The organism is Vibrio sp. V01_P9A10T6, assembly GCF_963877065.1.
GTDB classification, from domain to species: Bacteria; Pseudomonadota; Gammaproteobacteria; order Enterobacterales; family Vibrionaceae; genus Vibrio; species Vibrio anguillarum.
In genome coordinates, this window is record NZ_CAWNTB010000112.1 from 1 (window position 1) to 2,988 (window position 2,988).

The following is a 2,988-nucleotide window of genomic DNA, read 5'->3' on the forward strand; positions in this document are numbered from 1 at the left end:
TCGCGAACTGGTTCCTGAATCAAACATGCCCGGTTTTCCTTGGCTAGCAAAAAATGTGTTGGACGGCAAGCTTACGCAAAGCAAACTTGAATTATTTCGTAATCAGTTTGGTGTGCCGTATACCGATGAACAAATCGCGAATGCAGCAAAAGATGTCGAAGGGAAATCAGAAATGGATGCAATCATTTCTTATCTTCAATCTCTTGGTCACGCAATGAAGTAAGGGGTAGTTATGGATATCGGTACTATTCACAGTATTTGGACCATAGTGCTGTTCGTCTGTTTTATAGGCGTAGTGTGGTGGGCCTATGGCAAAAACCGTAAAGCTCGTTTCGATGAAGCGGCTAACCTCATTTTTGCCGATGAACAGCCCAAATCCTCTAAGGAACAAGGAGTGACTAAACAATGACGACATTTTGGAGTCTATGGGTCATCATCATTACGGTGGGAACTTTGCTGGGCTGTGCGATTCTGCTCGTTTGGTGTTTAAAAGACAAAATGGGAGTGGAAGAAGGCTCGGATATGGGCCATGAATACGATGGTATTCGTGAGCTCAACAACCCTCTGCCTAAATGGTGGACCTATCTTTTTATTAGTACGTTTATTTTTGCCGCTATCTATCTGACCCTCTATCCTGGGTTAGGTAGTTTTAAAGGTGTACTTGGTTGGCAAAGTTCAGATCAAACCATTCGCTCTCTTGATGAGTCCAAAGCCTCGATTGCAAATGCGCAAAACAATAAAGTGTTAGTACAGTATGCAAAAGAGTTAGATGATGCAAACACCTACTTTGGTGAAGCATTTAAACGCTTAGCTTATACTGGCGGCGGTTCGGATTTACGCCCTATTCCTGAAATTGCAGCAGATTCTGATGCATTGAAGGTTGGTCAGCGTTTATTCTTACAAAACTGCTCTCAGTGTCATGGTTCTGACGCTCGTGGTCAAAAAGGCTTTCCGAATCTAACCGATAATGCTTGGTTATATGGTGGTGAACCAGAAGCGATTGTGACCACTATCCGACATGGTCGTATTGGACAAATGCCAGCTTGGAAAGATGTCCTCGGTGAGCAAGGTGTGAAGGAAGTGGTGAGTTATACCCTAAGCCTTTCTGGGCGTTCTGTGAACGTTCGAGAAGCGGAAGCAGGTAAAGCTCGCTTCGTCGTTTGTGCCGCTTGTCATGGTACGGATGGTAAAGGTAACCCTGCGTTTGGAGCACCTGATCTTACTGATAACGATTGGTTATTTGGTGACTCAAGAGCCGATGTTACTCAAACGGTCATGCATGGCCGATCAGGTGTTATGCCTGCTTGGAATGACATTCTCGGTGAAGATAAAGTTCAACTGGTTGCTGCTTACGTGTGGAGTTTAAGCAATACAGAGAACTAATTGCACAACAAAGGCAGCTCTTTATTAGGGCTGTCTTTCTTCTCTTTTTAATAAGCCTTCTTTATTTTGTTGTTGAGAACTTTTTTATGGTAACTCCTTGGTATAAACAATTCTGGCCGTGGTTTCTGATCATCTTACCGTTAACTGTGGTGATATGGACGATTGCAACGGTTATCGTCTTTTCTCAGAATTCAGTGTCATTGGTGACAGAGGATTACTACAAAAAAGGCAAAGGCATTAATATTGACCTATCAAAAATTAACGAAGCGAAAGCATTAAAGCTCAGCTCGGAAGTCTACTCTGAGGGTAATGATATTATCTTCAAATTTAATAAAGGTGAGCTTGAACACTACCCCGCGATTAAAATGATGTTTGCTCATCGGACACTGCCAGACCGTGATTTCACACAACTTGTCGCATCGGATGCACAAGGTATATATCGCATTACCCTGCCTGCCCCGTTACAAGGCCCTTGGTTCATCGAACTCACTCCTCACAATGAGGAGTGGTTAATCCAAGGTCGAGTAACGTTTCCAATGCCAACTTCTACTCAATTAATGAATTAAACTATGTGCAAAGCGTGTTACCACTGTGGTGAAGATGTACCAGCCAACACGGATTATAAAGTTGATATTCTAGGTGAAAGCAGAGATATGTGTTGTCCCGGTTGTGAAACCGTGGCTAAAACCATTGTAGAGAGTGGCCTAGTATCTTATTACCAATACCGAACGACCACTGCAGATAAAGTGGAGCTTGTGCCAGAGCAGCTCAAAGCACTCATTCATTATGATAATGATGATGTACAAGCAGAGTTCGTTCGTAACGACAACGAAACGTCCGAAGTGACGTTATCGTTAGAAGGTGTTTCCTGTGCGGCTTGTGCTTGGTTAATTGAAAAACAACTCTCTCATAAAAATGGGGTAATTTCGATAAGGGTCAATACCACTACCAACCGTGCTTTACTCAGTTGGGATAAGACACAAACACGACTCAGTGAATTACTCTCCACTATTCATAAATTAGGTTATAAGGCTGCCCCTTTTGAAGCAGACGCACATGAGGCAGCCTACCATCAATCAATGAAGCAATATCTTTATCGCTTGGGTATTGCAGGTCTAGCCACCATGCAAGTGATGATGCTTGCTGTGGCGCTCTATCTTGAGGTCTTCGGTGATCTTGATTCTGAGTTTCGCAATTATTTTCGTTGGGTTAGCTTGATCTTTGCAACCCCCGTACTTTTATACTCTGCCCTTCCCTTTTACCTCAATGCTTGGCGAAGTATTAGAGGCAGAACATTAGGTATGGATGTCCCTGTTTCTATCGCTCTTATTTTTGCGTATGTTGCTAGTCTGATAGCGACAGTGACTGAACAAGGCGAAGTCTTTTTTGAATCCATTTCAATGTTTACCTTTTTCTTACTGGTTGGACGATTTTTAGAGATGCGGGCGCGTAGAAAAGCCGCGGCGGCTAGCGGCAATTTACTGAAATTGATCCCTGCGGTTGCAACTACGTTGGATGGCCGTCAAGTGCCTGTAAAAACTCTAGCTCTTGGTGATCGAATTCGCGTGTTGCCTGGAGAACACGTCCCTGCTGATGGTCGAGTGT

Annotated in this window: 5 protein-coding genes; all 5 read left to right on the forward strand. The window is 43.6% G+C overall.

What is annotated here, in order from left to right:
- Positions 1 to 223 (forward strand): cbb3-type cytochrome c oxidase subunit II (locus tag AACQ21_RS06405; RefSeq protein ID WP_181185611.1); only part of this gene is annotated, 223 nt, incomplete at its 5' end.
- A gap of 9 nt (positions 224 to 232) precedes the next feature.
- Positions 233 to 409, forward strand: coding sequence for a CcoQ/FixQ family Cbb3-type cytochrome c oxidase assembly chaperone (locus AACQ21_RS06410; RefSeq protein ID WP_010320252.1), 177 nt, complete (start codon positions 233 to 235; stop codon positions 407 to 409).
- Positions 406 to 1,383 carry a cytochrome-c oxidase, cbb3-type subunit III gene (gene ccoP, locus AACQ21_RS06415; protein ID WP_013856895.1) on the forward strand — a complete coding sequence of 326 codons (978 nt, stop codon included), beginning with the start codon at positions 406 to 408 and terminating at the stop codon, positions 1,381 to 1,383. Before AACQ21_RS06410 ends, ccoP begins: the two co-directional genes overlap by 4 nt.
- A gap of 86 nt (positions 1,384 to 1,469) precedes the next feature.
- Positions 1,470 to 1,949, forward strand: coding sequence for a FixH family protein (locus AACQ21_RS06420; RefSeq protein ID WP_017042885.1), 480 nt, complete (start codon positions 1,470 to 1,472; stop codon positions 1,947 to 1,949).
- A gap of 3 nt (positions 1,950 to 1,952) precedes the next feature.
- A partial coding sequence (locus tag AACQ21_RS06425) for a heavy metal translocating P-type ATPase metal-binding domain-containing protein (RefSeq protein WP_146127558.1) occupies positions 1,953 to 2,988 on the forward strand: 1,036 nt, incomplete at its 3' end.